The following is a 25,491-nucleotide window of genomic DNA, read 5'->3' as shown; positions in this document are numbered from 1 at the left end:
GCGTTTCGCGATTCGCGAAGGCGGGCGTACGGTAGGTGCTGGCGTAGTTGCCAAAATCACCAAGTAATACTTGGAATGGGCCCGCATCAATCGCTTGATGCGGGTAATTTTGAGGTGAGCCAAAAGTTAAGTTTGGTCACACTCTTTCAGCTCTTTAGGAACAAACATGAATAATCAAAAAATTCGTATTCGCTTGAAAGCTTTCGACTACAAGCTGATTGATCAGTCTGCACTCGAAATCGTGGAAACAGCCAAGCGCACAGGCGCCGTGGTGAAAGGTCCGGTTCCGTTGCCTACCCGAATCAAGCGCTTCGACATTCTGCGTTCCCCTCACGTGAACAAGTCTTCACGTGACCAGTTCGAGATCCGCACCCATCAGCGTCTGATGGACATCGTTGACCCTACAGACAAAACTGTAGATGCTTTGATGAAGCTGGATCTGCCTGCTGGTGTAGATGTTGAAATCAAGTTGCAATAAATTTAATTAACGCATATAATCTTCGGCTAACCTTTTCAAAAGGTTAGCTTTAGATAGAATTTAATCATTCGGCCAATCGTAGCCGAAATTGGAGAAATCATGAGTCTAGGCCTTATTGGTCGCAAGATCGGCATGATGCGCATCTTTACAGACGCGGGTGTTTCAATTCCCGTGACTGTTGTTGATGTGTCTTCTAACCGTGTTGCGCAGCTCAAAACACTCGAACAAGATGGCTACACAGCCGTTCAGTTGGCCTACGGGTCCAAGCGAGCCTCCCGCGTTGTCAAGGCGCAGGCTGGTCATTTTGCAGCAGCTTCTATCGAAGCCGCTTCCTCCCTTGTTGAATTTCGCGTTGACACGGCCAAGCTTGCTGAATTGCAGGTTGGTGCTGCCGTTTCAGCAGAAATTTTTGCGCCTGGTCAAAAAGTTGACGTCAGTGGTGTAACGCAGGGTAAAGGTTTCAGCGGTGCCATCAAGCGTCACCACTTTAGTTCGCAGCGCGCGTCCCACGGTAACTCGATCTCCCACAATGCGCCCGGTTCAATCGGTATGGCCCAGGATCCAGGTCGAGTCTTCCCTGGTAAGCGTATGGCAGGTCAATTGGGTAACGTAAATCGAACCACCCAGAATCTGGAAGTGGTTCGTGTTGACGCCGAGCGTGGTTTGCTTTTGATCAAGGGCGCTGTGCCCGGATCAAAGGGTGGCCAATTGTTGGTTAAGCCAGCTGTCAAGGCAAAGGCGTAAGGGGAACCAGATGGAATTGAAAGTCATTAGTGATTCTGGGCAGGCCTCTCAAACTGTTCAGGTTTCCGATGTTGTGTTTGGCCGTGAATACAACGAGCCGCTGATTCATCAGTTGGTTGTTGCGTACCAGGCCAACGCACGTCAGGGTACACGTCAACAAAAAGATCGTTCTGAAGTTCGTGCCTCAACGCGCAAGCCTTGGAAGCAGAAAGGTACTGGCCGTGCGCGTGCTGGTGCAGTCTCTAGCCCCTTGTGGCGCGGAGGCGGTAAAACCTTTCCGAACTCTCCCGATGAGAATTTTACGCAGAAGCTGAACAAGAAAATGTTCCGCGCGGGCGTTTGCTCCATCCTGTCTCAATTGAGTCGAGAAGGTCGTTTGGTTGTGGTTGAGTCCTTGGACTTGGAAGCACCAAAGACAAAGCTGCTTGATCAAAAATTGAAAGGCATGGGTCTCGATTCAGTCCTGATGATTGTTGATTCAGTGGACGAAAACTTGTACCTGGCATCCAGAAACCTGCCCAATGTGGCAGTGGTCGAGCCACGCTACGCCGACCCTCTTTCCTTGATTTATTTCAAGAAAGTGGTTGCGACTCGTGCTGCAATCGACAAACTGCAGGAGATGTACGCATGAACACCCAGCGTTTAATGAAAATTTTGTTGGCACCCATCGTCTCTGAAAAGAGCACCATGCTGGCCGACAAGCATGAGCAAATTGCTTTTAAGGTTTGCACCACTGCGACCAAACACGAGATCAAGGCTGCTGTAGAGCTGCTGTTCAAGGTTGAGGTTGAGGCTGTGCGTGTAGTCAACATTGCTGGCAAGCAGAAGCGTTTTGGCCGCACCATGGGGCGCCGCTCCGATGTGCGCAAAGCCTATGTTGCACTGAAAGCTGGTCAGGAAATTAATTTCTCGGAGGCTGCGTAACATGCCATTAGTTAAATTAAAGCCAACATCACCCGGCCGTCGTGCCATGGTGAAAGTGGTTCATCCGCATTTGCACAAGGGTGAGCCTTACGCACCGCTTCTGGAAAAGAAATCCAAGACTGCAGGTCGTAACAACAATGGTCGCATTACTACTCGTCACATGGGTGGTGGTCACAAGCAGCACTACCGCATGGTTGACTTCAAACGCAACAAAGACGGCGTGCCAGCGAAAGTGGAAACGATTGAGTACGATCCAAACCGTACGGCCCACATCGCCTTGATCTGCTATGCAGATGGTGAGCGCGCATACATTATTGCACCCCGTGGTTTGCAGTTGGGTCAAACCGTTGTGAATGGCTCTGAGGCGCCAATCAAGATCGGTAATACTTTGCCAATTCGCAACATTCCCGTGGGTACAACAGTGCACTGTGTAGAAATGCTGCCAGGCAAAGGTGCTCAAATTGCACGTTCGGCCGGTGGCTCAGCCATGTTGCTGGCCCGTGACGGCACCTACGCCCAAATGCGTTTGCGCTCTGGTGAAATCCGTCGTGTTCACATCGAATGCCGCGCCACTATTGGTGAAGTGAGCAACGAAGAGAACAGTTTGAAGAAGGTGGGTAAGGCTGGTGCAACACGCTGGAAGGGTATTCGCCCAACTGTGCGTGGTACCGCGATGAACCCGGTAGATCACCCGCACGGTGGTGGTGAAGGTAAGACCGGCGAAGGTCGTGTGCCTGTGAGCCCGTGGGGTCAGCCAGCCAAAGGCTACCGCACTCGCAACAACAAGCGTACCAATTCGATGATTGTTCAGCGTCGTCACAAGCGTTAAGTGGGGTAAACAGATATGTCTCGTTCATTAAAAAAAGGTCCTTTCTGCGACGCCCACTTGATCAAAAAAGTAGAGGCTGCTGCAGCATCCAAGGACAAGCGTCCAATTAAAACCTGGTCACGTCGCTCGACTGTACTCCCTGAGTTCATCGGTCTGACAATCGCTGTTCACAATGGCAAGCAACATGTGCCTGTGTACATCAACGAAAACATGGTTGGTCACAAACTCGGTGAATTTGCGTTGACACGCACTTTCAAGGGGCACGCGGCTGACAAGAAGGCCAAGCGATAAGGGGTAAGAAATGGAAACTCGTGCAATTTTGAAGGGTGTTCGCTTGTCTCCTCAGCGTGGCCGCATGGTCGCTGATTTGATTCGCGGTAAAAAGGTTGATCAAGCCTTGAACATTCTTGCTTTCTCTCCGCAGAAGGCGGCATTGATTGTGAAAAAAGTGTTGGAAAGTGCAATCGCCAACGCCGAGCACAATGATGGTGCTGATGTTGATGAATTGAAAGTAAAAACCATTTACGTGGAAGAGGGTCCTGTGTTGAAGCGCTTTACAGCGCGAGCCAAGGGCCGTGGCAATCGTATCACTAAGAAGACCAGTCACATTTATGTGACGGTTGGAAACTAAGGGGGTTACATGGGTCAGAAGATTAACCCTACGGGCTTTCGCCTCGCGGTATCACGCAACTGGGCTTCTCGCTGGTACGCATCGAATCGTGATTTCTCCAAGATGCTTCTTGAAGACATTCAGGTTCGTGATTTCCTGAAGAAGAAGTTGAAAAATGCGTCAGTTGGTCGGGTGCTGATTGAACGTCCAGCCAAGAATGCTCGCGTGACAATTTACTCAGCTCGTCCAGGCGTGGTGATTGGCAAGAAAGGTGAAGACATTGAGTTGTTGAAAGCCAGCTTGCAAAAATTGGTTGGTGTGCCAGTTCATGTGAACATCGAAGAAGTTCGCAAGCCTGAAATTGACGCGCAATTGATCGCCGACGGAATTTCCCAGCAGCTCGAGCGTCGCATTATGTTCCGCCGTGCCATGAAGCGCGCGATGCAAAACGCAATGCGCATGGGTGCCCAAGGTATCAAGATCATGTCCTCGGGTCGTTTGAATGGCATCGAAATTGCCCGTACCGAGTGGTACCGTGAAGGTCGTGTGCCTTTGCACACACTGCGTGCAGACATTGATTACGCCACAAGTGAAGCCGCTACCACCTACGGCATCATCGGCATCAAGGTTTGGGTGTACAAGGGTGACACATTGGGTCGTGGCGATGTGGCCGCAGCACCAGTTGAGGCAGAAAAGGAAGAGCGTCGTCCGCGTCGTCCCTCCACTCGTCCAGCCGGAGCCGGTGCACGCAAAGCGCGTAAACCCGAAGGTGCTAGCGCAGCAGCTAGTGGTTCAAACAAAGAGGAAGGCGCTGCCAGCACTTCCTCAGAACAGTAATCTAGGAGCGCATGATGTTACAGCCATCACGTCGCAAATATAGAAAAGAACACAAAGGCCGTAATACCGGTCTGGCCACGCGTGGCGCAAGTGTTTCTTTTGGTGTTTACGGTCTGAAGTCCACTGGCCGCGGTCGCTTGACTGCACGCCAGATCGAGTCAGCTCGTCGAGCCATGGTTCGCCACATCAAACGTGGCGGTAAGATTTGGATTCGCGTGTTTCCGGACAAGCCAATTACCAACAAGCCTGCAGAAGTTCGTATGGGTAACGGTAAGGGTAGCGTTGAGTTTTATGTGGCTGAGATTCAGCCTGGTAAGGTGCTCTACGAGATGGACGGTGTGAGTGAAGAGTTGGCGCGTGAGGCGTTCCGCCTAGCAGCTGCCAAGTTGCCTCTTCCTTGTGTGTTCGTAACACGTCAGATTGGGAGTTAAGCAATGAAAGCTTCTGAATTGCGCGGCAAAAGCGCTGCAGAATTGACGAAAGAGTTGGAAGAGTTGTTGCGCGCGCAGTTTTCTCTGCGTATGCAGGCTGCTACGCAGCAGCTGACCAACAACTCCCAGTTGGCAAAAGTACGTAAAGACATCGCACGTGTAAAAACGGTGATGACTCAATCGAAGAGGTCCGCATGAGCACCGAAACGAAAGTAAGTTTGAAGCGTACCCTGGTGGGTCGCGTTGTAAGTGACAAGATGACCAAATCGGTGGTTGTGATGGTTGAAAACCGAATCAAGCATCCGATTTATGGCAAGTACATCGTTAAGTCTCACAAGTACACTGCCCACGACGAAAGTAATGAAGTGGGTGAGGGTGACCTGGTTGAGATCTGCGAAGGTCGTCCAATTTCCAAGACAAAATCTTGGAGTGTGACCAAAGTGTTGGAGAAAGCGAAAATCATCTGATTTTTGTCTTGCTCAAGTAATTCAAGCCTGCTAATATAGCAGGCTATCTTTTCAACCCTTGCGGGACCAAAACTGGTTGCGAAAGCAATTAAGTTGGTTTGACAATCCATGATACAAATGCAATCACGGCTAGATGTGGCCGACAACACGGGTGCGCGTTCTGTAATGTGCATCAAGGTTCTTGGTGGTTCCAAGCGCCGTTACGCGGGCATTGGTGACATCATCAAGGTGTCCATTAAAGATGCGGCCCCACGCGGTCGTGTCAAGAAAGGCGAAATTTACAACGCGGTGGTCGTTCGTACGGCCAAGGGCGTTCGTCGCCCAGATGGTGCGTTGATTAAATTCGACAGCAACGCAGCGGTTTTGTTGAATGCAAAACTTGAACCCATCGGTACCCGTATTTTTGGCCCAGTGACACGTGAGCTTCGTAATGAAAAGTTCATGAAAATCGTGTCGTTGGCACCAGAAGTTCTGTGAGGTAAATATGAACAAAATTCGCAAAGGCGATGAAGTGCTGGTTCTTAACGGCAAGTTCAAGGGAAAGAAAGGCGTTGTGCTTTCCCGTGTGAACGATGAGTACCTCTTGGTAGAGGGTGTCAACATCGTTAAGAAGCATCAAAAGCCAAATCCTATGAAGGGAGATGTTGGTGGTGTTGTTGACAAAACAATGCCTATCCACCAGTCCAATGTCAGCTTGTTTGACAAAGAGACAGGTAAGCCATCTCGTGTAGCCATCAAGGAAGTTGATGGAAAGTCCGTGCGAGTCCTGGTGAAAACCGGCGCTCAGTTGGCAAACTAAGGGGGCCGTCGTGTCACGTTTTCAAGAGTTTTATAGAAACGAAGTGGTTGGTCAGTTGACCAAGCAGTTTGGTTACAAGTCGGTGATGGAAGTGCCTCGCATTACCAAAATTACCCTGAATATGGGTGTGGGTGAGGCCGTCAATGACAAAAAGATCATTGAGCACGCTGTTGGTGATTTGACTAAAATCGCTGGCCAGAAGCCGGTGGTGACGAAAGCCAAAAAGGCGATTGCCGGTTTCAAGATTCGCGAAGGTTATCCAGTAGGTTGTATGGTAACTCTGCGCGGAGACCGCATGTATGAATTCCTGGATCGTTTGGTAACGATCGCGTTTCCTCGTGTGCGCGACTTCCGTGGGGTGTCTGGCAAATCTTTCGATGGCCGTGGCAACTACAACATTGGTATCAAAGAACAGATTATTTTCCCTGAGATTGAGTACGACAAAATCGACGCACTTCGGGGTCTCAACATCAGCGTAACTACGACAGCGCGTACCAACGATGAAGCCAAGGCTTTGTTGACCGCTTTCAAGTTCCCGTTCCGTAACTGAGGTGTGACGTGGCAAAACTAGCTTTGATTAATCGTGAGAAAAAGCGCGCAGCACTGGTCAAGAAGTACTCGGCCAAGCGTGAGGCTTTGAACAAGATTGTAAAAGATCAGTCGGTCAGTGAAGCAGACCGTTATGAGGCACGTCTTAAGTTGCAGGCGCTGCCAAGAAATGCGAACCCAACTCGTCAGCGCAATCGCTGCGAATTGACTGGTCGTCCCCGCGGCACATTCCGTTTGTTCGGTCTGGCCCGTAACAAGATCCGTGAAATTGCCATGCGTGGTGAGATTCCTGGAATCACTAAGGCAAGTTGGTAAGGGGTTCTAATTATGAGTATGAGTGATCCAATCGCCGACATGTTGACCCGCATTCGCAATGCTCAGGGTGTTGACAAGGTTTCGGTTGAGATGCCTTCCTCAAAAGTGAAGGTAGCTATTGCGCAAGTTTTGAAAGACGAAGGCTACATTGAGAGCTTCTCAATTGTGGGTGAGTCCGCAAAACCTGTATTGAAAATTGAGTTGAAGTACTACGCTGGTCGCCCAGTGATCGAAAAGATCGAGCGCGTTTCCAAGCCCGGTTTGCGTATTTACAAAGGCAAAGACGCTATTCCTGAGGTAATGAACGGCTTGGGTGTGGCAATTGTTTCAACTTCCAAAGGCGTGATGACTGATCGCAAGGCCCGTACCACTGGTATTGGCGGCGAAGTTATCTGCTACGTCGCTTAAAGGGGTAATGAAATGTCAAGAGTAGCGAAAGCTCCCATTTCTGTGCCTTCAAGTGTGCAGGTTACCGTGAATGGTCAGGTTGTTTCAGTAAAGGGCGGTAGCGCCGAATTGAAGCTGAATGTGAATTCATTGGTTATGCCAGTGTTCGAGAACGGCATTCTGTCCGTGAAGCCAGTTGTAGATACGACTGATGCAAACGCGCAGGCTGGAACGGCCCGCGCATTGTTGGCCAACATGGTTAACGGTGTGAGCAAGGGTTTCGAGCGCAAGCTGCAATTGGTGGGTGTGGGTTATAAAGCCGCGGTTCAGGGTGATTCGATCAACCTGGCACTGGGTTTTTCTCACCCTGTCATTCACAAATTGCCAGCAGGCGTGAAGGCTGAGACGCCAACACCCACAGAGATCGTCTTAAAGGGTGCCGACAAACAAGTGATTGGTCAAACTGCCGCTGAGATTCGCGCGTATCGTCCACCAGAGCCCTACAAAGGCAAGGGTGTGCGTTATTCGGATGAGCGTGTGGTTATCAAAGAGACCAAGAAGAAATAAGGCGCCAAGAGGTAAATCATGGAAACTAAACAAGAAGCACGTGCCCGTCGTGCAAAACAAACCAGACGTCGTATCGCGCTTGCTCGTGCAACCCGTCTGTGTGTGTTCCGTACCAACTCCCACATTTACGCTGCAGTTCATTCTGCAGATGGTGGTCAGGTGTTGGCCGCTGCGTCTACCAATGACAAAGAGTTGCGTGCTCAGCTGGAAGGTAAGTCCGGTTCGAACAAGGCTGCTGCAGCATTGGTTGGAGCTGCGATTGCTAAGCGCGCCTTGGCGGCCGGTATCAGCGAAGTTGCTTTTGACCGTTCAGGCTTTGCCTATCATGGTCGCGTTAAAGAACTGGCTGACGCTGCGCGTGAAGCTGGCTTGAAATTCTAAGGAGTGATCATGGCAAGAATGCAAGGTAAAAATGCCGCGCCTGAAGCGCGTGATGACGGCCTGAAGGAAAAAATGATCGCGGTTAACCGCGTGACCAAGGTTGTTAAGGGTGGCCGTATCCTGGGCTTCGCAGCATTGACCGTAGTAGGTGATGGTGACGGTAGCGTGGGTATGGGCAAAGGCAAATCCCGTGAAGTGCCCGTGGCGGTTCAAAAGGCCATGGAACAGGCTCGTCGCCAGATGGAAAAAGTATCGCTGCGCGATGGCTCCATTCATCACATTGTGTACGGTCAGCACGGTGCCTCTAAGGTGTTCCTGGCTCCAGCGCAAGAAGGTACCGGCATTATCGCGGGCGGCCCTATGCGCGCCGTTCTGGAAGTTGTGGGTGTTCGCAATATCGTGGCCAAGAGCCATGGTTCCTCGAATCCTTACAATCTGGTTCGCGCAACTTTGGATGCTTTGGGCAAGTTGCAAACCCCAGCTGAGATCGCCGCAAAGCGTGGCTTGTCAGTTGAAAAGTTATTTGAGGCTTAATCATGAGCGGATCTGTAAAAGTTACGTTGGTTAAGAGCATTATCGGAACCAAAGAAACTCATCGTGCAACTGTGCGCGGTTTGGGTCTGCGTCGTATGAACCATAGCCGAGTGCTGGTTGATACACCCGAAGTGCGTGGAATGATTAACAAGGTGTCCTACCTGTTGAAAGTTGAGGCTGCATAATGGAACTGAATACACTTGCACCTGCACCAGGCAGTAAGTTCAACCGCAAGCGCGTGGGTCGTGGTATTGGCTCCGGCTGGGGTAAAACTGCTGGCCGTGGTCACAAGGGTCAAAAGTCACGCAGCGGCGGTTTTCATAAAGTCGGTTTTGAAGGCGGTCAAATGCCTATGCACCGTCGTTTGCCCAAGCGTGGTTTTTCATCCCGCACTGCCGCTTTTAATGCCCAGATCCGTTTGACCGATCTGGACACATTGGCTGTGGATACCATTGATATTCTGACTTTGAAGCAGGCTGGCCTGGTTCCGGCTCAAACTTTGTCAGTGAAGGTAATTCTGGCTGGTGAGATCAAGCGTGCTGTGGTATTGAACGGCATTAAGGCAACGAAAGGCGCAGCAGAGGCCATCTCGGCAGCTGGCGGCACCATTAACGCTTAAGAGAGCATCGCGTGGCCTTTAATCCATCTACATTGGCGTCATCCAACAAATTCGCTGACCTGCGCAAGCGTTTGGTGTTTTTGTTGCTGGCTCTGATTGTGTATCGTATTGGCGCACACATTCCTGTACCTGGAATCGATCCTACCCAGCTGAAGCAGTTGTTTGATAGCCAGCAAGGCGGCATCTTGGGCATGTTCAACATGTTCTCGGGCGGGGCACTTTCCCGCTTTACCGTTTTTGCCTTGGGTATCATGCCTTACATTTCTGCGTCGATTGTGATGCAGTTGGCCAGCGTGGTAGTTCCTCAGTTAGAGGCTTTGAAGAAGGAAGGTGAGGCCGGTCGTCGCAAGATTACCCAATATACCCGCTACGGCACCTTCTTTCTGGCCACTTTTCAGGCGATTGGCATTTCGATCGCTCTTGAGTCTCAGGCTGGTTTGGTAATTGATCCGGGCATGGCGTTTCGTTTTACTACTGCTGTTTCTTTGGTCACCGGAACCATGTTCTTGATGTGGTTGGGTGAGCAGATTACAGAACGTGGTTTGGGCAACGGTATCTCTATTTTGATCTTTGCCGGTATTGCGGCTGGGTTGCCGGGGGCGATTGGTGGTTTGTTTGAACTGGTTAGAACCGGCGCGATGAATTCTCTGATTGCTCTGATGATCGTTGTTCTCGCGGTGGCGGTGACTTACTTGGTTGTGTTTGTTGAACGCGGCCAACGCAAGATTACGGTGAATTATGCCAAGAGACAGGTCGGTAACAAAATTTATCAGGGTCAAACCTCGCATTTGCCATTGAAACTAAATATGGCTGGTGTGATTCCACCAATTTTTGCGTCTAGCATTATTTTGCTTCCCGCAACTTTGACGAGCTGGTTTGGTACTGGGGATGGTGCAGTGGTTGGGTTTTTGAAAGAAGTCTCTCAGACGCTTTCTCCTGGTCATCCTCTGTACATGTTGTTATACGCTGCTGCAATTGTCTTTTTCTGTTTCTTTTACACCGCCTTGGTGTTTAACAGCAGAGAGACTGCTGACAACTTGAAGAAAAGCGGTGCATTTTTGCCTGGAATTCGCCCTGGTGAGCAAACGTCACGATACATCGACAAGGTGTTGACACGTTTGACGCTGATTGGTGCGGCTTACATCACCCTGGTGTGTTTGCTGCCTGAGTTTCTGGTTTTGGGATTGAGTGTTCCGTTCTATTTTGGCGGTACATCTCTGTTGATTATTGTAGTGGTTGCGATGGATTTCATGGCGCAGGTTCAGGCCTACGTGATGTCCCAGCAATACGACAGCCTGTTGAAGAAATCAAGCTTCAAGGGTTCTGGATTAACGAGGTAGTGATTGTCTAAAGACGACGTTATCCAAATGCAGGGAGAGGTAGTAGAAAACCTCCCTAACGCCACTTTTCGAGTGAAATTGGAAAATGGTCACGTGGTGCTTGGTCACATATCAGGCAAGATGCGGATGAACTATATCCGGATTCTTCCTGGTGACAAGGTGACGGTTGAGTTGACGCCGTACGACTTGTCCAGAGCACGAATTGTTTTTCGAGCCAAATGAATTGGTTCTTTTTGGAGTTTCGCCATGAAAGTTCAGGCATCTGTAAAAAAGATTTGTAGAAAATGCAAAGTGATCAAGCGCAAAGGCGTTGTTCGCGTGATTTGTTCTGAGCCGCGCCACAAGCAGCGTCAAGGTTAATAAAAGGGGATTTAAATGGCTCGTATTGCCGGCATTAACATTCCAAGCCACCAGCATACCGTTATCGGTCTGACTGCTATTTTCGGCATTGGTCGTTCCACCGCCAAGAAAATTTGTGCAGTGACCTCAATTCCTGAGTCCAAGAAGGTTAAAGACCTCGACGACGCGGATTTGGAAAAGCTGCGTGACGAAGTGGGCAAGTACCTGACTGAAGGTGATCTGCGCCGTGAAGTAACCATGAACATCAAGCGTTTGATGGATTTGGGTTGCTATCGTGGTTTCCGTCACCGCAAGGGTCTGCCTGTACGTGGTCAGCGTACTCGCACAAACTCTCGCACTCGCAAGGGTCCGAAGCGTGCTGGTATCGCACTGAAGAAATAATCAGGTAATCATAGGAAGGTTAGCCAAATGGCCAAAGGAACAGCGAATAACCGCGCACGCAAAAAAGTCAAAAAGAATATTTCTGACGGTATTGCGCACGTACACGCCTCATTCAACAACACCATCATCACGATCACAGATCGTCAGGGCAACGCCTTGGCTTGGTCTACATCGGGTGCACAGGGCTTCAAGGGTTCACGCAAGTCGACTCCTTTTGCTGCTCAGGTGGCTGCTGAAGTTGCAGGCAAGGCCGCGCAAGAATGCGGTATCAAGACAGTTGAAGTACTTATCAAAGGACCTGGCCCAGGCCGTGAGTCTAGCGTACGTGCTTTGAATGCATTGGGTATCAAAGTGACCAGTATTTCTGACATCACTCCGATCCCGCACAACGGATGTCGTCCTCCCAAGCGTCGTCGCATCTAATTTTTTAAGACCATTGTTCGTCAGATCGTTTGGCGGACTGAAGCGAGTCAAATCGCGTAATGAAAGAGGTTTCAAGTGGCTAGATATACAGGTCCAAAGTGTAAGTTGTCACGTCGTGAAGGCACAGACTTAAGTCTGAAAAGCGCACGCCGTAGTCTCGATTCCAAGTGCAAACTGGATTCAAAGCCAGGTCAGCATGGTCGCACCTCAGGTGCTCGTACCTCTGACTACGGCCAACAATTGCGTGAAAAGCAAAAAGTGAAGCGTATGTACGGAGTGCTGGAAAAGCAGTTCCGTCGCTACTTTGCTGAAGCATCACGCCGCAAAGGCAACACCGGTGAAACCTTGTTGCAACTGTTGGAATCCCGTCTGGACAATGTGGTTTATCGCATGGGTTTTGGCTCGACACGCGCCGAAGCACGTCAGCTGGTCAGCCACAAGGCAATTTTGGTGAATGGTAAAGCCGTTAACATTCCTTCCTATTCTGTGAAGTTGAATGACGTGATTTCCATTCGCGAAAAGTCGAAGACACAGGCACGTATCGTTGAGTCTGTAACTTTGGCTGAACAGATGGGTTTCCCGCTGTGGGTCAATGTGGATGCGAAGAAAATGGAAGGTTCTTTCAAGAGCATTCCTGAGCGCGCTGACCTCTCTCAAGAGATCAACGAAAGCTTGATCGTTGAATTGTACTCACGTTAATTTGATTAACTGATCCCAGGGATCCCCAGCCTTATCGGTGTAACGAGCCGAGGGTATTGAAAAGGATTTTGAATGTTTAATGCTAGCTTGCTGAAGCCACGTATTGTTGAGGTCGAGACAGTCGCTCCCAACAGTGCAAAAGTAGTAATGGAGCCGTTTGAGCGTGGTTATGGCCACACTCTGGGTAATGCTCTGCGTCGCGTGTTGTTGTCATCCATGATTGGTTATGCTCCCACTGAGGTGTCAATCGCTGGTGTGGTTCATGAATACTCGACACTGGATGGAGTGCAGGAAGACGTAGTAGACCTGTTGTTGAACCTGAAAGGAATCGTCTTCAAGTTGGAATCACGCGATGTGGTGACCGTGACTTTGAAGCGCGAGGTTGAGGGTGTAGTGACTGCGGGTGACATTGAGCTTCCCCATGATGTTGAAATCATCAACCCAGATCACGTGATTGCCCATTTGTCGCAAGGCGGCAAGCTGGACATGCAGATCAAAGTTGAAAAAGGTCGTGGTTATGTGCCAGGTTCGGTTCGTCGTTTTCCTGATGAGCCAAGCAAGGCGATTGGCCGCATCGTGTTGGATGCATCATTCAGCCCGGTTAAACGTGTCTCTTACGCTGTGGAAAGCGCGCGTGTAGAACAGCGTACTGATTTGGACCGTTTGGTGATGTCGATTGAAACCAATGGTGTGTTGTCGCCAGAGGAGTCAATTCGTTTGGCTGCGCGTATTCTGGTTGAGCAGTTGTCGGTGTTTGCTGCACTGGAAAATACGGCTGAACCTGAAGTTTCTCAACGTGCTCCACAGGTTGATCCAATCCTGTTGCGTCCAGTCGATGATCTGGAACTGACAGTACGTTCGGCAAACTGTTTGAAAGCAGAGAACATTTATTACATCGGCGATCTGATTCAGCGCACAGAAAACGAGTTGTTGAAGACTCCAAACCTGGGTCGCAAGTCATTGAACGAAATCAAGGAGGTGTTGGCCGCACGCGGTTTGACACTCGGTATGAAATTGGAAAACTGGCCACCCGCCGGTCTCGATAAGCCTTGAGCTTAGCGTTTGTTAGATTGAAGGATATTTAAAATGCGTCACCGTCATGGATTGCGTAAACTAAATCGCACCAGCAGCCACCGCCTTGCAATGTTTAGAAACATGACCAACGCTTTGTTGCGTCACGAAGTGATCAAAACAACGCTGCCAAAGGCCAAGGAACTGCGCAAGATTGCAGAACCCATTATTACCATGGGCAAGTCACCCACATTGGCCAACAAGCGCTTGGCATTTAGCCGCTTGCGTGACCGTGAAATGGTTGTTAAGTTGTTTGACGAGATCGGTCCTCGTTACGCGGCTCGCCCAGGTGGTTACATGCGCGTTTTGAAGTTTGGTTTCCGCAAAGGCGACAATGCACCAATGGCTTTGGTTGAGTTGGTGGATCGTCCCGAAACTGCTGAGATTGTAGAAATCGCTGAAGAGCAGGCCTAAACATTTGACATTGCTTTTTGTGGTGACTGTGTTGCCACTTCAAGTGATGCTGAATGTGAGTGTTCTGGAATCAGTTTTAAGAAAGCCGTGTTAGCTTATGCTAGCGCGGCTTTTTTATTTTCTTTGACGGGTCTGTTTTGTGTCGAAAGTTGTAGGGGATTTTGGTAAGTGGCTGGCTCTACTGTATTGAACTTGAGTGGCGTACGCAAAACCTATGGTGGACGCGCGGTACTGACTGGTTTGAATTTTTCGCTGAATGCGGGCGAGTGTGTTGCTTTGCTGGGGCCGAACGGCGCTGGAAAGTCAACCACGATTGCCTTGGCGCTGGGCTTGGCGCAGGCGGATGATGGCGTGGTGGAGTTGCTGGGGAAAACTCTTCCCGAAGCAGGGCACATTGCCAGGCAGGATGTGGGTGTGGTGCCTCAATACGATGCGCTGGACCCCGATTTCACGGTATTCGAGAACTTGATGGTGTTTGGCCGTTATTTCGGCCTGCACGGCAAGCAATTGCGTGAGCGTGCCGAGTTGTTGCTGGGTTTCGCGCAGTTGGTAAACCGCAGAAATGATTCGGTAGCCACATTGTCTGGCGGCATGCGCAGGCGTTTGATGTTGGCTCGCGCCCTGATCAATCAGCCAAAGGTTTTGTTTCTTGATGAGCCAACTACGGGCCTGGACCCGCAAGCGAAACATGTGATTTGGGATCGGTTGGTTGACCTGAAGCGCCAGGGCATGGCGATGTTTTTAACGACGCACTACATGGATGAGGCACAGCGCCTGGCGGACCGGGTGGCTGTGCTTGATCATGGCGATATTGTGGCTTGTGACAAACCCCTGACGCTGATCCGCAATGTGGTTGGCCACGCAGTACTGGAGTTGTGGGGCGCGGGTGCGGCGCGTTGCGTGTCGCAGCATGTGAGTTCAAAGGGTGAGCCGATCGAGCAGCGAGGCGAGACTTTTTATTTCAGGAATGAAAAAGCCGACGAGATGTTGGAGGCATTGAAACGTTCGCCCCAATCCGATGTGGACTATATTTATCGCCCGGGAAATCTGGAAGATGTGTTTTTCAGTTTGACTGGCAGGGCTTTGCGCGATGATTAATTTTCATGCGGTATTTCAGGTGTGGCGCCGAAACTTTTTGGTGTGGCGAAAGCTGGCGCTTCCATCGTTACTCGGCAATGTGGTTGACCCGGTTATGGCACTAATGGCTTTTGGCTTGGGGCTTGGATCAATGTTGCCCAATGTGGGAGGCATGCCGTACCTGAACTACTTGGCCGTGGGGGCTGTATGCATTAGCGCCATGAATGCGCCCACTTTTGAAGCCTTGTACTCTGCGTTTTCACGCATGCACACCCAGAAAACATGGCAGGTGATCATGAACACGCCGGTTCGCCTGCGCGAGGTGGTGTTGGGTGAATGCAGTTGGGCTGCCAGCAAAGGCTTAATTAGTACGGGGGCGATGTTGTTGATCGTCGCACTGTTGGGTATTGGTGACGTTCAATTCTGGGTTTTGTCCTGGTTTGTGCTGATTCTTGCTTGTTTGATGTTTGCCGGGTTTGGGCTGTGTATCAATGCCAGGGCGCCCAGCTACGATTTCTTTATGTTTTATTTTACCTTGGTGGTAACACCAATGACATTCTTGTCGGGTGCATTTTTCCCGAGGGAGCAGTTGCCGCAATGGTTGAGGATGGTGGCTGACTACATGCCACTTTCGGTGGTGGTCGATGCACTCAGGGGTATTTATGCGCGTGACTTCAGCATGTTGCCGGCACTTTTGTTTCAAATGGCTGTCTACGCGACAGTGGGAATAGGGTTGGCGATATTCTTGACCGAACGCAGGTTTAAACGGAAAGGCGCATGAAGAACAATGCGGAACGCTGTTGGGTGGCTTATTCCACAGTCGACTCACATGGTCGTGCTACGGCGTTGGCACATCGGTTGGTGGATGAGCAGTTGGTGGCCTGTGTGAATATTGTGGGCCCGGTGGAGTCGGTGTATCGCTGGCAGGGAAAGGTTGAGCAGACCAAGGAATGGATGTTGATGATGAAGTGTTCCGAATCGCAATGCGAGGAATTGAAGAGGGCGTTGCCGCGTTTGCATGGCTATGAGGTGCCAGAGCTGATCCTGCTGCCAATTGCAGATGGACACGTGCCTTACCTTGACTGGATTGCTGCAAGCGGCAAGGGAGTTGGGGCATGAGTGAGCGAACCGTGCGCTGGATGTGGCCAGCGTTGTTGCTGCTGGTCAGTTTGTGCGTGAGTGTAAGTCAGGCCCGTGCCAATGATTTTTTGCCGCCCGAAGAGGCGTTTCAGTTTACGTTGAGTGTGCAAGACCCGGCTTGTGTTGAGAACTGCCTGATCGATGTGCGTGCCAAAGTGGCGCCGGAGTATTATTTGTACCGTGAGCGGTTTGCGCTTGAGAACCCGATGAGTTTGCCGGTGTTTGAGTTTGTTGACTTGCCGCGGGGCGATCGGAAGTTTGATGAATTTCTGAATCAGGAAATTGAAGCGCTTCGGGGAGAAATGGCGTTTCAAATTCGTTATGGTTTGGGTGATAACCCGGTGGATGTGGCCAAGGCTGTATTAATTTCCCAGGGGTGCGCGGACGCAGGCTTGTGTTACCCGCCTATGACCACGCCGGTGGCATTCAAGGACAGTGGTTTGTTGGGTGGAGTGTTGGGTGGTGGAGTAGGCTCATTCTTCGGGAATAAGGTGGACTCGCCCTCAACGAATAGCAGGCAATCCAGCACTGGTTTGCCTGCAGATGAGGCGGGCGACTTGGCAAGCAGGCTGGCAGCCCAATCGTGGCTGGTGGTTCTGCCGGTGTTTTTTGGTTTGGGTTTGCTGTTGGCTTTTACGCCCTGTACTTTGCCGATGTTGCCAATTGTCAGCAGTTTGGTGGTTGGTCAGCAAACTGGTGGTCAAGGGGCGGCGGGCAAGACAAGGCCCATGGCTTTGGCATTGGTGTATGTGTTGGGCATGGCCCTGACATACGCTTTGTTGGGCGTGCTGGCTGGATTGACAGGTCAAAGCCTGGTCATGGCCATGCAACAGCCACCCGTGCTGTGGGCTTTTGGTGGTGTGTTGGCCTTGCTGGGGGTTGCACTCTTGATGGGTTATTCGCTGCAATTGCCGGCGAGTTTTCAAGGGTGGTTGCAAGAGAAAACCGGTCGCCTGAAAGGTGGGCAATTCATTCCCGTGTTGGTCATGGGCGTGTTGTCGGCTCTGTTGTTGGGTCCGTGTGTGGCGCCGCCCTTGGCTGGTGCGTTGTTGTATATCGGACAAACTGGTGACGCAGTTTTGGGTGGAGCAGCTTTGTTTTTGCTGGCCTTGGGCATGGGCTTGCCTCTGGTGCTGTTTGCCGCAGGCGCAGGTGCAGCATTGCCAAAGGCTGGGGCCTGGATGAGTTGGGTGTCGGCTGCGTTCGGTTTTGTGTTGTTGGCCGTGGCGGTGTGGACAATTACGCCAGTGACGCCAGTGTGGCTGATTATGGCGATGTGGGCTTTGTTGGCGTGTATGACTGCGGCGGCCTTGTTTCATGGTGCAAGCAGCATGGCGACTATGGGCTCACGAGGCAAGGTGATCAGCAAAACATTCGGTTTGTTGTTTACGCTTTTGGCCTTGATTTACCTGATGGGCCTTTTTTCTGGCTCAGGTAGCCTGCTTCAGCCTTTGGCTGGTTTGAATGGTCAGCAAACAGGTGCGAACGGAGTATCTCAACAACTTGCGACAGGCAAACCTGCGTTTGAGAAGGTGCGCAGTGAGGAGGTTGTGAGTTTGATTGAATCGAGCCAGCAGCCAGTAATGCTCGATTTTTATGCGGACTGGTGTGTGAGTTGCAAAGAATTTGAGTTGTTTACCTTGACGGACACCTCGGTCAAGGAAAAGCTCAATGGTATTCGTTTGGTGCAGGTGGATGTGACTGACAATACCGCAGGTGATCAGGCTTTGTTAAAGCAATTCAGCCTGTTTGGACCACCGGCAATTTTGTTTTTTCCGGCCGGGCAAACAGAGTCTATTCATCAGGTGATTGGCTTTCAGAATGCGAAGCGGTTTGATCAGACCTTGAACCAGGTTCGTCCCAACCTTGGTTTATAAGCCTGGAGCCGTTCAGGGTTTGCCGAGGTGATTTCGGCCTTTGATCCAGAAGATCAATCCAATTGAAATGATGCTGGACAGGCCCATGAGACCCAGGCTGATCCAGAACCCATTCGGATTTTTCAAGAAAGGTATTTCTTCGAAGTTCATGCCAAAAATGCCGCTGATGAGCGTGAGTGGCATGAACAACGCTGTCAGCATGGTCAGCACGGTGACGATTTCATTGGTTTTGTGCGCTGTAGCGGAGAAGTGAAGCTGCACCGCAGTTTCCGTATTTGCACCCAGGCGGCGGGTGAGGCTGACGACTCGCTCCAGGTGTTCAAGCGTGTCGCGTGCATTCACTTGGAGGGCGGCAGCCATGCGGCCTTCACGCTCTTGATCGTCTTGCCAGTCGGTGAGCGCATCGCGCTGGTCTTGAGCAACTGATTCCAGTCGATTCATTTCATTGCGAGCGGCGAGCAAGGCATTCCAGTCTTGAAAGCGTTTGCGCGGATTGAGCAAATCACGTTGCCAGCGATCCAGTTGTTCGGAAATTTCGATCCGGGTTTCCATGAAGCGGTCCACCAAATTGCTGACCAACTGGATCATGAGTTCGTCTGTGCCCGCTGGGGCACGTTTGAATTTCAGGAAAGTTTCGATTTCATCCATTGGTTTTTCAGGCGCACTTTCCACAAACTTGCGGGCCATGGCAAATGTGCGGCTGTCTTTGGGCCGAAACGTGACCAACAGTTTTGGAGTGATAACAAAAAACACTGGGCGTGTTTTGATGCTGAGCCGATTGTTTTCGTCAAACAGGGGTTTGCTGGACAATGACCGGATGATCAGAATGTTGTAGCCATCACCAATGTCGAAGTGACTGGGATGAAAGGTGTTGCCGAGGTCTTCCAGATGCAGTTCGTCCAACTTGAAGCCGAGCAGGGATTCAACCGCCGGCAGCCAGGACAACTCTTCATCGAGTTGTGTGTCGAGCCACAGAAACCCGGACTCGGGCAACTGGCTGGGCGCATCACTTAACTTCTTGATCTTGTCTTGAGTCAGATGCGTCCAGATTCCCATGCGAATTAACCCTGTTTCAGAAGTTTTGCCGCGTCGAGTGCGAAGTAAGTGAGGATACCGTCTGCGCCCGCGCGTTTGAAGGCCAGCAAGGATTCAAGCATGACGGCGTTTTCGTCCAGCCAGCCGTTTTGCGCGGCTGCTTTGATCATGGCGTATTCACCACTGACCTGATAGGCAAAGGTGGGACGGGCGAATTTTTCTTTCACGCGCCACAAAATGTCCAGATAAGGCATGCCAGGTTTGACCATGACCATGTCTGCGCCTTCATCCAGGTCCATGCCGACTTCCAGCAGCGCTTCATTGCTGTTGGCCGGGTTCATTTGATACACCTTTTTGTTGCTTTTTCCCAGGTTGCCGCTCGATCCCACCGCGTCTCGGAAGGGACCGTAGAAAGCCGAGGCGTATTTCGCGGAGTAGGCCATGATGCTGGTGTGAATGCAGCGGTTGGCTTCGAGGGTTTCTCGAATGGCGCCAATGCGACCGTCCATCATGTCGCTGGGGGCGACGATGTCCACGCCTGCCTGCGCTTGTACCAAAGCCTGCATTTGCAACACTTCGACAGTTTCGTCGTTCAGCACATAGCCATGTTCGTCAATCAGGCCGTCCTGGCCGTGGCTGGTAAATGGGTCGAGCGCGACGTCGGTCAGCAGCATCAATTCGGGAAAACGCTTTTTCAGTTCTCGCACCGCATGCGGCACCAAACCCTCGGGGTTGGTGGCTTCCAGGCCGTCGGCGGTTTTTTTGTCGGTTTCGATGACGGGGAACAAAGCCATCACCGGCACACCCAATGCCAGGCATTGTTCGGCCTTGGCAAACAACAGGTCGAGTGACAGGCGTTCTACGCCGGGCATGGAGGCCACGGATTCGCGTTTGTTGCTGCCGGGTATGACGAAGACTGGATAAATGAAATCGGCTGCGCTCAGTGTGTGCTCGGACACGAGGCGACGCAGTGCGTCGGTTCGACGCAGGCGACGGGGGCGATGATACAGATGTTGGGTCATGTTGTCGGCGGCTCGGTTTCAGGTGTTTCGGGGGTGGGTACGGGCGGTCTTACCCAGTTCGACAGTTGGGTTTCCAGTTCAACCATGCCGATTTTTTTCAATGCAGACCACAGTTGAACCGTGATTTCATGGCCATTTACCCGATACGGATCGAGGGCTTTTTGTGTGGAACGCAAGGCAAGCACCTGCTCTTGACGGTTGAATTTGTCGGCCTTGGACAGAAGGATGTGCACCGGCAACTGGCGATGCCCCACCCATTTGATTAAAGCATAATCAAGTTCAAGCAGACCGCGACGGCAATCTACAATCAGCACCGTACCCACCAGGCTGGGGCGTTCAGCCAGGTAGCTACCCAGTTCTTTGTCCCACACGCTTTGGCTGGTTTGCGCCAATTGGGCAAAGCCGTAGCCTGGAAGGTCGACCAGGCGCGCAATTGGCTCGGCCTGCTCAATGACGTGAAAAAAGTTGAGAAGCTGGGTGCGGCCGGGCATTTTACTGGCATAGGCCAATTGCCGCTGTTTGCAAAGGGTGTTAATGGCCGTGGACTTGCCGGCGTTTGAGCGCCCGGCAAATACGATCTCGGGGACGCTGGCGCCCGGGCATTCGACCATGCGAGATGCTGAGATCTCGAAATGCGTGTTGTGGAAATTGATTGTCATGCGCACATTTTAGATGCAAGACAGCCGCTTGAGTGGTTATAATCTAGGGTTTGTGAAAACTTTGCTGTAGTTGCGCGCCTTTGGTGGCCGCGCCCTTGTTTTTCATTGGGCTGGCTGGGCAGGGTTTTTTGGATAGCCGCACTATTTTTTGATGCACTTTTTGATGGGTTTGACCATGCTGAACAAGCTGACGACGCTTAAACTGAGTTCTCTGTTTGCCGCTTTGATGTTTTCAATGTCTGTGGCCCAAGCTGCCGGCCCCGTTGAAGTGTTCAAGCCTGATTTGGCCAAAGGCAAGGAAATCATGCAGCAGTGTGTGGCTTGCCACGGCGCCGATGGCAATGCCTCAGCTCCTATCTATCCCAAGATCGCGGGTCAGCATGCTGAGTACCTGTACAAGCAACTGGTAAATTTCAAGCCTGGCAAAGATGGTGAAAAGCCGCTGCGAGACAATGCAATCATGGCAGGCTTCGCAGCTGCTTTGTCAGATGAAGACATGAAGAACGTGTCGGCCTACCTGCAAGCGCAAAAACAGACTTTGAGTTCAGCCAAGAACAAAGACACCCTGGCCTTGGGTGAAAAGATTTATCGTGGTGGTATTGCCGACAAAAAAATTCCAGCCTGCGCCGGTTGCCACAGCCCGAATGGCGCTGGTATTCCAGCCCAGTATCCACGTTTGGGTGGTCAGCATGCCCAGTACACAGAGAGCCAGTTGATTGCCTTCCGTGATGGTGTGCGCAACAACAGCGAACAGATGACAGTAATTGCAAACAAGATGTCGGACAAGGAAATGAAAGCAGTGTCCGATTACATCGCAGGTTTGCGTTGAACATTTGACGCAATCGCCGGTCAAAAAGGGGCTAGAGGATAGCCCCTTTTTTTTCGGCATGGGCAAAAGTCGGGAAAGTGAGAGAAGTACAAAGAGTCAATAGTGGGGAAGCGTGTGAGTAGTTCAGGGGACGTTGCAGACAATTTGAACCCACAAAGAATGGGCAAGCAGTCGTTTTGGGTCAGTTTGATGGAGTTGCTGGGCTCGATGCGTTTTGCAATCAGCCTGCTGACGCTGATTTGTATCGCCTCTGCAATTGGTACGGTGGTTGGTCAGGCTGACCCCTGGGTGAACTACGTGAACCAGTTTGGGCCTTTCTGGGCTTCGTTTTTCGAACCCATGGGTTTGTTCCGAATTTACAATGCGCCCTGGTTTATCGCCGTGATGGCGTTTTTGGTGGTGTCCACTTCCTTGTGCGTTTACCGCAATACGCCCAAGATGATCAAGGAAATGCGGGTGTATCGCGAGAATATTCGCGAGAACAGTTTGAGGGCATTCGCTCACCGGTGGGAGGGGCGATTCAAGGAGAAGCCCTCTGAATTGCCAGGCATCGTCACCGAGTGGCTGGAGCACAAAGGTTTCAAGGTGAAACAATCGGTGCGCGACAACGGCACCATGGTGGCCGCCAAAGCAGGCAGTGCAAACCGTTTTGGATACATCGCCGCGCATTTGTCGATTATTGTGATTTGCATTGGTGGCTTGCTGGACAGCGGTGTGCCTTTGCAGGTTGCCGTTTGGGCAACTGGCAAAACGCCTGTGACCGGGGCTGAAATTACGGCGGGCATTCCGGAAAAGGCGCGCCTTGCGGAATCGAACCCAAGTTACCGTGCCAATTTGCTATTGCCAGAGGGTGAAACCAGCCGTGTGGCGGTGTTGAACACCGATGATGGTTTGCTGGTGCAAGACCTGCCGTTTGAGCTGACCCTGAAAGAATTTCGAATTGATTTTTACAGCACGGGCATGCCCAAGTTGTTCGCCAGTGATGTGGAGGTTTTTGACCCGGACACCCAGGAGCGATTTGAGGCCACCATTGAGGTGAACAAACCGCTGATTTACAAGGGTGTGACGGTGTATCAGTCGAGCTTTGACGATGGTGGCACCAAGGTTCAACTGAAAGGCATTCCGCTAACCGGCGAGCGTGACTATCGCTTCGACCTGGATGGTGTGGTGGGCGGAGGCCGAGACCTGAGCCAGTTGCAAGGCGATTTGAGCCGGGATTTGAAGGTGGAGTTCACTGCCTTCAAATCAATCAATGTAGAGGCCTTGCCCGTGGACAACGCTGACCAGGTGAGCGTGGACGATTTGGCCTTGGGCAATGCCGATGCCTTGTCACCTTTCGAGACCAACCTGGCCAGCGTGTTGGGCCCCGGTGTCAAAGAGGACGCAAAGACCAAATTCACGAACATTGGCCCCAGCATTACCTACAAATTGCGCGACCAGGCGGGGCAAGCCCGTGAGTTTCACAATTACATGTTGCCCATTAACCTGGATGGCGGACGGTATTATTTGGCGGGTGTGCGTGAAACCCCCGCGGATGGTTTTAAGTATCTGAGAATTCCAGTCGATGACAATGGCCAGCTGGAGGGCTTTATGCGCTTCCGCGCGGCCCTGCAAAATGATGAAATTCGAAGAACCGCGGCACAGCGTTTCGCGCAGCAGGCATTTGGCGACAGGCCCGATTCGGCCCAGTTGGTGGCCAGTGTGGCTGACAGTGCGCAGCGTGCCCTGGAGCGTTTTGCGGGCTTGAATAATTCGCTGTCAGGCTTGCCCGCCATTGCGCAGTTTATTGAAAGCACCGTGCCCGAGGGCGAACGCGAGAAAGCCAGTGACGTGATTATTCGTTTGTTGCAAGGCGCCATGTGGGAGGTTTATCAACTTTCACGCACCACGGCCAACTTGCCTCCTGCAGTACCTGATGAAGTACATGGACGATTTGTGCAGGACGCACAAATTGCCCTGTCGGATTTGTCGCTGTATGGCGCGCCAGTGATGTTTCAGCTGGACCAGTTTGATGAGGTGAAGGCCAGTGTGTTTCAGTTGGCCAAAGCCCCGGGGCAATGGATTGTCTATCTGGGTTGTTTGTTTTTGTGCATCGGGGTATTTTCGATGTTCTACATCCGCGAGCGCAGGGCATTTTTCTGGGTAACCCAGGATGAAGAGGGTTCCAAAGTGATGATGGGTATGTCCACCACTCGAAAGACCATGGATTTTGAGAAAGAGTACGAGCAGTTTGTGAATGAATTGAACAGCAGGGCTGCGCCTAAAGCAGCCTCGGCAGGAGATGCGGTATGAGTTCGACCTGGATCAATCAAAGCCCCACGGGCGATAAGCCAGGCTTGCCCACGAAAAAGGCGGGTTGGTTTTCAAAATCATTTCATTGGAGTGACTTTGCGTTTGCCGCATTGTTGGTGGCTGCGGCGGGTTATGCCTCGCAGCAATACCACAGTTTCATGGACATTTACGAGATCACTATTTTGTGGAGTTGTGTGCCTGTGACGGCTTACATGGCTTACCGCTGGGGATCACTGAAATGGTTGATTTTGACTGTCGCGGGTTTGAGCTTGCTGGCGATTTCAAGTTATGGCGGTGATTTGGCGGCCGCAGAGCAGAAGTTTTTCCTGAAGTACCTGCTTTCAAGTCAATCCGCCATCTTGTGGATGGGCGTGATGTTTGTGGTAGCCACTGTGTCCTACTGGATTGGTTTGGTTGGCCGTTCTCCCACAGCGGGTTTTGTGGGCACGGCGTTGACCTGGGGTGCTGTTGTGATGGGCTTTGCCGGCATGTTCATTCGCTGGTACGAAAGCTACCTGATAGGGCCGGATGTAGGCCACATTCCGGTTTCCAATTTGTACGAAGTTTTTGTGCTGTTTGCCCTGATTACGGCGATCTACTACCTGTTTTACGAGCAGGTGTATAAAACCCGCCAGCTGGGTGCCTTTGTGATGTTGGTGGTGGTGGCCGCAGTGGGCTTTCTTGCCTGGTACGGCGTGGAGCGCCAGGCTTATGCCATTCAGCCATTGGTGCCCGCCCTGCAAAGCTGGTGGATGAAAATTCACGTACCCGCCAACTTCATTGGTTACGGTACTTTCTCGATTGCAGCGATGGTGGCGTTTGCTTACCTGTTGAAGGTGTATGCCCATGCGCCCAGTATCAAGGCATTGATTCCCACCGGTATTTTGGGTGTGTTGATGTTCCTGGAGCCCATGGTGTTCCGTACTGAAGGAATTTCAATTTACTGGGCCTTGTACCTGGGCATTGGTTGTGCCGTGGTGGGTGCAATTTTGCTGGCGCGCAAGCGCATTGCAGATGCCTTGCCCCCGCTGGAAGTACTTGACGACGTGATGTACAAGTCGATTGCCGTGGGTTTTGCATTTTTCACAGTGGCCACCATTTTGGGCGCTTTGTGGGCCGCAGAGGCCTGGGGCGCATACTGGCAATGGGACCCGAAGGAAACCTGGGCGCTGGTGGTGTGGTTGAACTATGCTGCCTGGCTACACATGCGTTTGGTGAAAGGCCTGCGTGGCGTGGTCGCATCCTATTGGGCTTTGGTGGGCTTGCTGGTCACCGGTTTTGCATTCCTGGGCGTGAACATGTTCTTGTCTGGTTTGCATTCTTATGGCGAGTTGTAATCAGGTAAGCGATTGACGCACTGAGTAATAAAAAAAGCCCCGGTTCGCTTGAATCGGGGCTTTT

Annotated in this window: 39 protein-coding genes and 1 pseudogene; 37 read left to right on the top strand and 3 right to left on the bottom strand. The window is 51.5% G+C overall.

Annotated features, from left to right (window positions below; translation table 11 throughout):
* From B4C79_RS08110 to dsbD, 34 genes and pseudogenes are all read left to right on the top strand, one after another.
* A pseudogene (locus B4C79_RS08110) lies at positions 1–67 on the top strand (elongation factor Tu); the annotation flags it as partial.
* A 99-nt stretch (positions 68–166) separates the two neighbouring features.
* The gene (gene rpsJ / locus B4C79_RS08105; RefSeq protein ID WP_008253393.1) at positions 167–478 is read left to right on the top strand and encodes a 30S ribosomal protein S10; all 312 of its coding nucleotides are present in this window, start codon (positions 167–169) and stop codon (positions 476–478) included.
* 99 nt (positions 479–577) lie between these two features.
* Positions 578–1,222 (top strand): 50S ribosomal protein L3, encoded by a 645-nt coding sequence (gene rplC, locus B4C79_RS08100; protein WP_105028064.1) that lies wholly within the window; start codon positions 578–580, stop codon positions 1,220–1,222.
* A gap of 10 nt (positions 1,223–1,232) precedes the next feature.
* Entirely contained in the window at positions 1,233–1,853 is a 621-nt protein-coding gene (gene rplD, locus B4C79_RS08095; RefSeq protein ID WP_008253364.1) for a 50S ribosomal protein L4, read from the top strand.
* Positions 1,850–2,146, top strand: a complete 297-nt coding sequence (gene rplW / locus B4C79_RS08090; RefSeq protein WP_008253367.1) for a 50S ribosomal protein L23 — start codon at positions 1,850–1,852, stop codon at positions 2,144–2,146. The genes rplD and rplW overlap by 4 nt, the downstream gene beginning before the upstream one ends.
* 1 nt (position 2,147) lies before the next feature.
* Positions 2,148–2,975, top strand: coding sequence for a 50S ribosomal protein L2 (gene rplB, locus B4C79_RS08085; RefSeq protein WP_105028065.1), 828 nt, complete (start codon positions 2,148–2,150; stop codon positions 2,973–2,975).
* Between the two features lie 15 nt (positions 2,976–2,990).
* A complete protein-coding gene (gene rpsS, locus B4C79_RS08080; RefSeq protein WP_105028066.1) occupies positions 2,991–3,266 on the top strand; it encodes a 30S ribosomal protein S19 in 276 nt (91 codons plus the stop codon).
* A 10-nt stretch (positions 3,267–3,276) separates the two neighbouring features.
* On the top strand, positions 3,277–3,606 hold the full coding sequence (gene rplV, locus B4C79_RS08075; protein ID WP_130557584.1) for a 50S ribosomal protein L22: 330 nt from the start codon (positions 3,277–3,279) through the stop codon (positions 3,604–3,606).
* Positions 3,607–3,615: 9 nt separating this feature from the next.
* Positions 3,616–4,422, top strand: a complete 807-nt coding sequence (rpsC, locus tag B4C79_RS08070) for a 30S ribosomal protein S3 (RefSeq protein WP_105028068.1) — start codon at positions 3,616–3,618, stop codon at positions 4,420–4,422.
* 14 nt (positions 4,423–4,436) lie between these two features.
* A complete protein-coding gene (rplP, locus tag B4C79_RS08065) occupies positions 4,437–4,853 on the top strand; it encodes a 50S ribosomal protein L16 (protein ID WP_008253343.1) in 417 nt (138 codons plus the stop codon).
* A 3-nt stretch (positions 4,854–4,856) separates the two neighbouring features.
* The gene (gene rpmC, locus B4C79_RS08060; RefSeq protein ID WP_008253344.1) at positions 4,857–5,051 is read left to right on the top strand and encodes a 50S ribosomal protein L29; all 195 of its coding nucleotides are present in this window, start codon (positions 4,857–4,859) and stop codon (positions 5,049–5,051) included.
* Entirely contained in the window at positions 5,048–5,320 is a 273-nt protein-coding gene (gene rpsQ / locus B4C79_RS08055; RefSeq protein WP_291751437.1) for a 30S ribosomal protein S17, read from the top strand. Before rpmC ends, rpsQ begins: the two co-directional genes overlap by 4 nt.
* A gap of 108 nt (positions 5,321–5,428) precedes the next feature.
* The gene (gene rplN / locus B4C79_RS08050) at positions 5,429–5,797 is read left to right on the top strand and encodes a 50S ribosomal protein L14 (protein WP_008253348.1); all 369 of its coding nucleotides are present in this window, start codon (positions 5,429–5,431) and stop codon (positions 5,795–5,797) included.
* Positions 5,798–5,804: 7 nt separating this feature from the next.
* Positions 5,805–6,119: a 50S ribosomal protein L24 gene (rplX, locus tag B4C79_RS08045; protein WP_105028069.1), complete on the top strand. Its 315-nt coding sequence runs from the start codon at positions 5,805–5,807 to the stop codon at positions 6,117–6,119.
* A gap of 10 nt (positions 6,120–6,129) precedes the next feature.
* On the top strand, positions 6,130–6,669 hold the full coding sequence (gene rplE / locus B4C79_RS08040; RefSeq protein ID WP_105028070.1) for a 50S ribosomal protein L5: 540 nt from the start codon (positions 6,130–6,132) through the stop codon (positions 6,667–6,669).
* Positions 6,670–6,677: 8 nt separating this feature from the next.
* Entirely contained in the window at positions 6,678–6,983 is a 306-nt protein-coding gene (gene rpsN, locus B4C79_RS08035) for a 30S ribosomal protein S14 (RefSeq protein ID WP_105028071.1), read from the top strand.
* A 12-nt stretch (positions 6,984–6,995) separates the two neighbouring features.
* The gene (gene rpsH, locus B4C79_RS08030) at positions 6,996–7,391 is read left to right on the top strand and encodes a 30S ribosomal protein S8 (RefSeq protein ID WP_008249408.1); all 396 of its coding nucleotides are present in this window, start codon (positions 6,996–6,998) and stop codon (positions 7,389–7,391) included.
* A gap of 12 nt (positions 7,392–7,403) precedes the next feature.
* Positions 7,404–7,937, top strand: coding sequence for a 50S ribosomal protein L6 (gene rplF, locus B4C79_RS08025; protein ID WP_105028072.1), 534 nt, complete (start codon positions 7,404–7,406; stop codon positions 7,935–7,937).
* An 18-nt stretch (positions 7,938–7,955) separates the two neighbouring features.
* Entirely contained in the window at positions 7,956–8,318 is a 363-nt protein-coding gene (gene rplR / locus B4C79_RS08020; RefSeq protein WP_105028073.1) for a 50S ribosomal protein L18, read from the top strand.
* 9 nt (positions 8,319–8,327) lie between these two features.
* On the top strand, positions 8,328–8,852 hold the full coding sequence (gene rpsE / locus B4C79_RS08015) for a 30S ribosomal protein S5 (RefSeq protein ID WP_008249411.1): 525 nt from the start codon (positions 8,328–8,330) through the stop codon (positions 8,850–8,852).
* Positions 8,853–8,854: 2 nt separating this feature from the next.
* Positions 8,855–9,037, top strand: a complete 183-nt coding sequence (gene rpmD / locus B4C79_RS08010) for a 50S ribosomal protein L30 (protein WP_008249412.1) — start codon at positions 8,855–8,857, stop codon at positions 9,035–9,037.
* Positions 9,037–9,471, top strand: a complete 435-nt coding sequence (gene rplO / locus B4C79_RS08005; RefSeq protein WP_275270276.1) for a 50S ribosomal protein L15 — start codon at positions 9,037–9,039, stop codon at positions 9,469–9,471. Before rpmD ends, rplO begins: the two co-directional genes overlap by 1 nt.
* 11 nt (positions 9,472–9,482) lie before the next feature.
* On the top strand, positions 9,483–10,811 hold the full coding sequence (gene secY, locus B4C79_RS08000) for a preprotein translocase subunit SecY (RefSeq protein WP_105028075.1): 1,329 nt from the start codon (positions 9,483–9,485) through the stop codon (positions 10,809–10,811).
* A gap of 3 nt (positions 10,812–10,814) precedes the next feature.
* A complete protein-coding gene (gene infA, locus B4C79_RS07995; protein WP_008249415.1) occupies positions 10,815–11,033 on the top strand; it encodes a translation initiation factor IF-1 in 219 nt (72 codons plus the stop codon).
* A 24-nt stretch (positions 11,034–11,057) separates the two neighbouring features.
* Entirely contained in the window at positions 11,058–11,171 is a 114-nt protein-coding gene (rpmJ, locus tag B4C79_RS07990; RefSeq protein ID WP_008249416.1) for a 50S ribosomal protein L36, read from the top strand.
* Between the two features lie 15 nt (positions 11,172–11,186).
* Positions 11,187–11,552: a 30S ribosomal protein S13 gene (rpsM, locus tag B4C79_RS07985; RefSeq protein ID WP_008249417.1), complete on the top strand. Its 366-nt coding sequence runs from the start codon at positions 11,187–11,189 to the stop codon at positions 11,550–11,552.
* A gap of 27 nt (positions 11,553–11,579) precedes the next feature.
* Complete coding sequence (gene rpsK, locus B4C79_RS07980; RefSeq protein ID WP_008249418.1) at positions 11,580–11,975, top strand: 30S ribosomal protein S11; 396 nt, start codon at positions 11,580–11,582, stop codon at positions 11,973–11,975.
* 75 nt (positions 11,976–12,050) lie between these two features.
* Positions 12,051–12,674 (top strand): 30S ribosomal protein S4, encoded by a 624-nt coding sequence (gene rpsD / locus B4C79_RS07975; protein ID WP_105028076.1) that lies wholly within the window; start codon positions 12,051–12,053, stop codon positions 12,672–12,674.
* A gap of 72 nt (positions 12,675–12,746) precedes the next feature.
* Positions 12,747–13,727 carry a DNA-directed RNA polymerase subunit alpha gene (locus B4C79_RS07970; protein WP_008249422.1) on the top strand — a complete coding sequence of 327 codons (981 nt, stop codon included), beginning with the start codon at positions 12,747–12,749 and terminating at the stop codon, positions 13,725–13,727.
* Positions 13,728–13,760: 33 nt separating this feature from the next.
* A complete protein-coding gene (rplQ, locus tag B4C79_RS07965; protein WP_008249425.1) occupies positions 13,761–14,159 on the top strand; it encodes a 50S ribosomal protein L17 in 399 nt (132 codons plus the stop codon).
* 168 nt (positions 14,160–14,327) lie between these two features.
* Complete coding sequence (locus tag B4C79_RS07960) at positions 14,328–15,257, top strand: ATP-binding cassette domain-containing protein (RefSeq protein WP_105028077.1); 930 nt, start codon at positions 14,328–14,330, stop codon at positions 15,255–15,257.
* Positions 15,250–16,017: an ABC transporter permease gene (locus B4C79_RS07955; RefSeq protein WP_291740740.1), complete on the top strand. Its 768-nt coding sequence runs from the start codon at positions 15,250–15,252 to the stop codon at positions 16,015–16,017. Before B4C79_RS07960 ends, B4C79_RS07955 begins: the two co-directional genes overlap by 8 nt.
* Positions 16,014–16,355, top strand: a complete 342-nt coding sequence (gene cutA, locus B4C79_RS07950; RefSeq protein ID WP_171097412.1) for a divalent-cation tolerance protein CutA — start codon at positions 16,014–16,016, stop codon at positions 16,353–16,355. The genes B4C79_RS07955 and cutA overlap by 4 nt, the downstream gene beginning before the upstream one ends.
* The gene (dsbD, locus tag B4C79_RS07945) at positions 16,352–18,253 is read left to right on the top strand and encodes a protein-disulfide reductase DsbD (RefSeq protein WP_291740739.1); all 1,902 of its coding nucleotides are present in this window, start codon (positions 16,352–16,354) and stop codon (positions 18,251–18,253) included. Before cutA ends, dsbD begins: the two co-directional genes overlap by 4 nt.
* Positions 18,254–18,265: 12 nt before the next feature.
* Here the strand turns inward: dsbD and B4C79_RS07940 are convergent, their stop codons facing one another.
* The 3 genes from B4C79_RS07940 to yihA are packed head-to-tail and all read right to left on the bottom strand — an operon-like array spanning position 18,266 to position 20,969.
* Positions 18,266–19,309, bottom strand: coding sequence for a magnesium transporter CorA family protein (locus tag B4C79_RS07940; RefSeq protein WP_171097417.1), 1,044 nt, complete (start codon positions 19,307–19,309; stop codon positions 18,266–18,268).
* A 5-nt stretch (positions 19,310–19,314) separates the two neighbouring features.
* A complete protein-coding gene (gene hemB / locus B4C79_RS07935) occupies positions 19,315–20,310 on the bottom strand; it encodes a porphobilinogen synthase (RefSeq protein ID WP_291740736.1) in 996 nt (331 codons plus the stop codon).
* Positions 20,307–20,969 carry a ribosome biogenesis GTP-binding protein YihA/YsxC gene (gene yihA, locus B4C79_RS07930; protein ID WP_171097420.1) on the bottom strand — a complete coding sequence of 221 codons (663 nt, stop codon included), beginning with the start codon at positions 20,967–20,969 and terminating at the stop codon, positions 20,307–20,309. The genes hemB and yihA overlap by 4 nt, the downstream gene beginning before the upstream one ends.
* Before the next feature lie 163 nt (positions 20,970–21,132).
* Between yihA and B4C79_RS07925 the strand changes: the two genes are divergently transcribed.
* From B4C79_RS07925 to ccsB, 3 genes are all read left to right on the top strand, one after another.
* Positions 21,133–21,798, top strand: a complete 666-nt coding sequence (locus B4C79_RS07925; protein WP_240965878.1) for a c-type cytochrome — start codon at positions 21,133–21,135, stop codon at positions 21,796–21,798.
* A 114-nt stretch (positions 21,799–21,912) separates the two neighbouring features.
* Positions 21,913–24,090: a cytochrome c biogenesis protein ResB gene (locus tag B4C79_RS07920; protein WP_240965880.1), complete on the top strand. Its 2,178-nt coding sequence runs from the start codon at positions 21,913–21,915 to the stop codon at positions 24,088–24,090.
* Positions 24,087–25,427 carry a c-type cytochrome biogenesis protein CcsB gene (gene ccsB, locus B4C79_RS07915; protein WP_105028086.1) on the top strand — a complete coding sequence of 447 codons (1,341 nt, stop codon included), beginning with the start codon at positions 24,087–24,089 and terminating at the stop codon, positions 25,425–25,427. The genes B4C79_RS07920 and ccsB overlap by 4 nt, the downstream gene beginning before the upstream one ends.
* Positions 25,428–25,491 lie beyond the last annotated feature (64 nt).

Source organism: Limnobacter sp. UBA7229, assembly GCF_002473065.1.
GTDB lineage: Bacteria > Pseudomonadota > Gammaproteobacteria > Burkholderiales > Burkholderiaceae_B > Limnobacter > Limnobacter profundi.
The sequence above is the reverse complement of the archived record's forward strand: the minus strand, read 5'-3'. Positions and strand labels throughout refer to the sequence as shown.

Excerpts from the sequence above, each read along its gene's own strand:
- rpsJ (WP_008253393.1), top strand. The coding sequence starts at position 167 with ATGAATAATCAAAAAATTCGTATTCGCTTGAAAGCTTTCGACTACAAG.
- rplC (WP_105028064.1), top strand. The coding sequence starts at position 578 with ATGAGTCTAGGCCTTATTGGTCGCAAGATCGGCATGATGCGCATCTTT.
- rplD (WP_008253364.1), top strand. The coding sequence starts at position 1,233 with ATGGAATTGAAAGTCATTAGTGATTCTGGGCAGGCCTCTCAAACTGTT.
- rplW (WP_008253367.1), top strand. The coding sequence starts at position 1,850 with ATGAACACCCAGCGTTTAATGAAAATTTTGTTGGCACCCATCGTCTCT.
- rplB (WP_105028065.1), top strand. The coding sequence starts at position 2,148 with ATGCCATTAGTTAAATTAAAGCCAACATCACCCGGCCGTCGTGCCATG.
- rpsS (WP_105028066.1), top strand. The coding sequence starts at position 2,991 with ATGTCTCGTTCATTAAAAAAAGGTCCTTTCTGCGACGCCCACTTGATC.
- rplV (WP_130557584.1), top strand. The coding sequence starts at position 3,277 with ATGGAAACTCGTGCAATTTTGAAGGGTGTTCGCTTGTCTCCTCAGCGT.
- rpsC (WP_105028068.1), top strand. The coding sequence starts at position 3,616 with ATGGGTCAGAAGATTAACCCTACGGGCTTTCGCCTCGCGGTATCACGC.
- rplP (WP_008253343.1), top strand. The coding sequence starts at position 4,437 with ATGTTACAGCCATCACGTCGCAAATATAGAAAAGAACACAAAGGCCGT.
- rpmC (WP_008253344.1), top strand. The coding sequence starts at position 4,857 with ATGAAAGCTTCTGAATTGCGCGGCAAAAGCGCTGCAGAATTGACGAAA.
- rpsQ (WP_291751437.1), top strand. The coding sequence starts at position 5,048 with ATGAGCACCGAAACGAAAGTAAGTTTGAAGCGTACCCTGGTGGGTCGC.
- rplN (WP_008253348.1), top strand. The coding sequence starts at position 5,429 with ATGATACAAATGCAATCACGGCTAGATGTGGCCGACAACACGGGTGCG.
- rplX (WP_105028069.1), top strand. The coding sequence starts at position 5,805 with ATGAACAAAATTCGCAAAGGCGATGAAGTGCTGGTTCTTAACGGCAAG.
- rpsH (WP_008249408.1), top strand. The coding sequence starts at position 6,996 with ATGAGTATGAGTGATCCAATCGCCGACATGTTGACCCGCATTCGCAAT.
- rplF (WP_105028072.1), top strand. The coding sequence starts at position 7,404 with ATGTCAAGAGTAGCGAAAGCTCCCATTTCTGTGCCTTCAAGTGTGCAG.
- rplR (WP_105028073.1), top strand. The coding sequence starts at position 7,956 with ATGGAAACTAAACAAGAAGCACGTGCCCGTCGTGCAAAACAAACCAGA.
- rpsE (WP_008249411.1), top strand. The coding sequence starts at position 8,328 with ATGGCAAGAATGCAAGGTAAAAATGCCGCGCCTGAAGCGCGTGATGAC.
- rpmD (WP_008249412.1), top strand. The coding sequence starts at position 8,855 with ATGAGCGGATCTGTAAAAGTTACGTTGGTTAAGAGCATTATCGGAACC.
- rplO (WP_275270276.1), top strand. The coding sequence starts at position 9,037 with ATGGAACTGAATACACTTGCACCTGCACCAGGCAGTAAGTTCAACCGC.
- rpmJ (WP_008249416.1), top strand. The coding sequence starts at position 11,058 with ATGAAAGTTCAGGCATCTGTAAAAAAGATTTGTAGAAAATGCAAAGTG.
- rpsM (WP_008249417.1), top strand. The coding sequence starts at position 11,187 with ATGGCTCGTATTGCCGGCATTAACATTCCAAGCCACCAGCATACCGTT.
- rpsK (WP_008249418.1), top strand. The coding sequence starts at position 11,580 with ATGGCCAAAGGAACAGCGAATAACCGCGCACGCAAAAAAGTCAAAAAG.
- B4C79_RS07970 (WP_008249422.1), top strand. The coding sequence starts at position 12,747 with ATGTTTAATGCTAGCTTGCTGAAGCCACGTATTGTTGAGGTCGAGACA.
- rplQ (WP_008249425.1), top strand. The coding sequence starts at position 13,761 with ATGCGTCACCGTCATGGATTGCGTAAACTAAATCGCACCAGCAGCCAC.
- B4C79_RS07955 (WP_291740740.1), top strand. The coding sequence starts at position 15,250 with ATGATTAATTTTCATGCGGTATTTCAGGTGTGGCGCCGAAACTTTTTG.
- cutA (WP_171097412.1), top strand. The coding sequence starts at position 16,014 with ATGAAGAACAATGCGGAACGCTGTTGGGTGGCTTATTCCACAGTCGAC.
- dsbD (WP_291740739.1), top strand. The coding sequence starts at position 16,352 with ATGAGTGAGCGAACCGTGCGCTGGATGTGGCCAGCGTTGTTGCTGCTG.
- B4C79_RS07940 (WP_171097417.1), bottom strand. The coding sequence starts at position 19,309 with ATGGGAATCTGGACGCATCTGACTCAAGACAAGATCAAGAAGTTAAGT.
- hemB (WP_291740736.1), bottom strand. The coding sequence starts at position 20,310 with ATGACCCAACATCTGTATCATCGCCCCCGTCGCCTGCGTCGAACCGAC.
- yihA (WP_171097420.1), bottom strand. The coding sequence starts at position 20,969 with ATGACAATCAATTTCCACAACACGCATTTCGAGATCTCAGCATCTCGC.
- B4C79_RS07925 (WP_240965878.1), top strand. The coding sequence starts at position 21,133 with ATGGGTTTGACCATGCTGAACAAGCTGACGACGCTTAAACTGAGTTCT.
- ccsB (WP_105028086.1), top strand. The coding sequence starts at position 24,087 with ATGAGTTCGACCTGGATCAATCAAAGCCCCACGGGCGATAAGCCAGGC.